Below are 2815 nucleotides of genomic sequence, written 5' to 3' on the forward strand. Positions count from 1 at the left end.
GGGGGGGGAGAGCGAGCCGCCAGCCGGTGAGATACGCCATCGGCGGCTCTCCGACGAGTTCGGCGAAGCGGCGCGCGAGTCCGGCCCGGGAGACTCCGCACGCGGCGGCGAGAGTGGCGACCGTCCAAGGGCGGGCCGGCTCGTTCTGGAGGAGCCGCAGGGCGTTGCCGACCGCCGGATCGGCCATGGCGCGGTACCACCCGGGAGCCTCGGCGTCCGGCCGCGAGAACCACGCTCTGAGCACACCTATCAGCATCAGGTCCAGCACCCGGTCGAGAACCACGCCCTGCCCGGGTTCGTCCCGCGAGATCTCCTCGTCCAGGACCGTCATCAGCGGACTGTTCGAGGCGCTGGCGGGGAGTTGGATCAGCGAGGGCAGGGCGTCCAGCAGCCGTCTGCTGACCTCACCGTCCATCTGGTACGTCCCGATCAGTACGGTCGTACCGCCGCCCGGAGCGTTCCCCCAGGTCCGTACGCCCAGATGCATGGACTGGGCGAGCGGTTCGCCCTCCAGTGTGTGACAGACACCGCCGGGACCGATCAGCGCGCGCGGCGCGGTCAGCGGGCTGTCCGCGGTGAGATACGGCTCGGGGCCACGGGCGATCGCCACATCTCCGGGCCGCAGCAGCACCGGCTCGCCGCCGCCGTCCGGGACGATCCACGCCTCGCCTCGGGTGACGCACATCAGACAGAGCGGAGCACGGTCCTCGATGCGCACCGACCACGGCGGCTCCATCACCATGCGCAGCAGAAAAGCCCCCCGGGCCCGCGGTCCGTCCAGGAGTCCGGCGAGTACGTCCATGGTCACCAGCGTAAATGCACCGGGCAGGCGACTCGTCGCCGCACCGATCAGTTCGCGCCGTGTGCCGGGGCAATCTCCTCGACACGCCGTGCGAGGGCGAAGTCCTTCACGGTGACGGCACCTCCCGCGTCATGGGTGTGCACGGCGAGAGCGACGGTGTGATAACCGAGCGTCAGATCGGAGTGATGGTTCAACTCCTCCTGAATCCGGGCGACATGGACGACCATGGCGGTCGCGGCGAAGTGGCTGCCGAGCCGGTAGGTACGGGCGAGACGGCTGTCCGTCAGGGACCAGCCGGGAAAGTCTCGCAGCCGTGCCTCGATCTCCTGCGGGGACAGCGGTTCGGTGGCCATGGGCGGAGCTCCTTACGGACAAGTGGGGACTTGGGGGACACGCGAGGCGACGCGGCCGACGATACGTCGTGAGCCGGGCATCGGGCGGGATGTCAGACTCATGGTCAAGACTTGATGGTCCGGCAGATCCATGGAGAGGAAGCCAGGTATGACCGTCACGTCGAATCCGCCGAGCACGCCCAGTACGTCCGGCACGGCGAGCGGGTACAGCGCGGCCCAGGCCTATCTGCGGCTCATGGCGGCCGTACGGGCGGTGCTGGACGATCCGCTTCAGGCCGCGCTCGCCGCGCCGCTGCTGGCGGCTCCTCTCGCCGAGGCGGACGCGGCCCTGACCGCGGCCGGACTGGCGGGCAACGAGCGGGACTTCCTGTATCTGGTCGCCGCCCAGGCGCTGGGCCCGGCGCCGGGCGGCGGGAAGGCGGAGGACCGGTGAGCGGGCGGCCCGGCGCCTCGGGAGCCACGAAAACCACGGGAGCGGGACGTCCGTGGGACGGGCGCTCCGTTTCCGGCGCGCCCGTCCCACGTATCCGTCCCGCCCCGTCGGCCGACGGATCAGCCGCGCGTCAGCCGCAGGGTGATCAGTTCGAACGGGCGGAGCGCCAGCCGTACCGCGCCGTCCGTCAGCTCCGGCCGCTCCCGGGGCTCCGGCCGCTCCTGACCGTCCCGCAGCGGCCGTTCCAGCAGATCGGTCGTCTCCAGCCCGGTGGCCTCGAAGCCCAGGCCGACGCGGACCTTCGCCCGTCCGCCGGTCGACTCGTAGAGCCGTACGACCAGATCGCCGCTCCCGTCGTCGGCCAGCTTCAGCGCGCTGACGACGACGGCATCGTTGTCGACGGTGACCAGCGGCGCCACCTCGGTGTCCCCGGTGAGCCTGCGCTCCGGCAGATTGATCCGGTAGCCCTCGCGGACGGCGTCGCCGATGGAGGCGCCGGGCGCCAGGGCGTGCCGGAAGCGGTGCACGCCCTGGTCGGTCTCCGGGTCCGGGAAGCGCGGCGCGCGCAGCAGCGAGACACGCACCGTGGTGGTCGTACCGCCGTCCGAGGCCCGTACCGTACGGGTCACATCGTGTCCGTACGTCGAGTCGTTCACCAGCGCGACGCCCCAGCCGGGCTCATCGAGGTGGACGAAGCGGTGGTTGCAGGTCTCGAACTTGGCGGCCTCCCAGCTCGTATTGGTGTGGGTGGCCCGGTAGACATGGCCGAACTGCGTCTCCGAGGCATAGCGCTCGGCGTGCACGTCCAGCGGGAACGCGGCCTTCAGGAACTTCTCGGTCTCGTGCCAGTCGACCTCGGTGTCGATGTCGAGCCGCTTGACTCCCGGCGCGAGTGTCAGAAGCTGCGTGACCTTCGACGCGCCGAAGGTGCGGACGAGACGGACGGAGGCGGCGCCGGTGCCCTCGACCGGAGTGAGTTCGTCGAGATCGGTGAGATCGGTGACGGTGTTCCGGTAGAACTCGTCCACGTCCCAGGCGTCCCACTGGTTCGGGAAGTCGGGATGGATCTGGAGGAGGTTGGCCGCCTCCCCGGGTGCGACGGTCTCGCGCTCGGCGCTGATGTCGTAGACCGACACCACCAGTCCGCGGCTGTCGATCTCGACCTCCAGCAGGCCGTTGCTGAGCACGTAACCGCCGTCCTCGCGCGGCAGCAGCTCGGCGCTGCCG

At 70.6% G+C, this 2815-nt stretch carries 4 protein-coding genes; 1 reads left to right on the plus strand and 3 read right to left on the minus strand.

Features of this window, described 5'->3' with window-relative positions:
* Together GA0115259_RS34650 and GA0115259_RS34655 are read right to left on the minus strand one after the other, a co-directional pair.
* On the minus strand, positions 1 to 802 hold an 802-nt coding region (locus GA0115259_RS34650), incomplete at its 3' end, for an AraC family transcriptional regulator (RefSeq protein WP_107469359.1).
* A gap of 47 nt (positions 803 to 849) precedes the next feature.
* Positions 850 to 1155 (minus strand): 4a-hydroxytetrahydrobiopterin dehydratase, encoded by a 306-nt coding sequence (locus GA0115259_RS34655; protein WP_093604256.1) that lies wholly within the window; start codon positions 1153 to 1155, stop codon positions 850 to 852.
* A 148-nt stretch (positions 1156 to 1303) separates the two neighbouring features.
* Here GA0115259_RS34655 and GA0115259_RS34660 point away from each other — a divergent pair, with 148 nt between their 5' ends.
* On the plus strand, positions 1304 to 1588 hold the full coding sequence (locus GA0115259_RS34660) for a hypothetical protein (protein ID WP_370749214.1): 285 nt from the start codon (positions 1304 to 1306) through the stop codon (positions 1586 to 1588).
* A gap of 119 nt (positions 1589 to 1707) precedes the next feature.
* On the opposite strand, the gene GA0115259_RS34665 is transcribed toward GA0115259_RS34660, so the two are convergent.
* On the minus strand, positions 1708 to 2815 hold a 1108-nt coding region (locus tag GA0115259_RS34665; protein ID WP_237540709.1), incomplete at its 5' end, for a glycoside hydrolase family 38 C-terminal domain-containing protein.

The organism is Streptomyces sp. MnatMP-M17 (assembly GCF_900091995.1).
Lineage (GTDB): Bacteria > Actinomycetota > Actinomycetes > Streptomycetales > Streptomycetaceae > Streptomyces.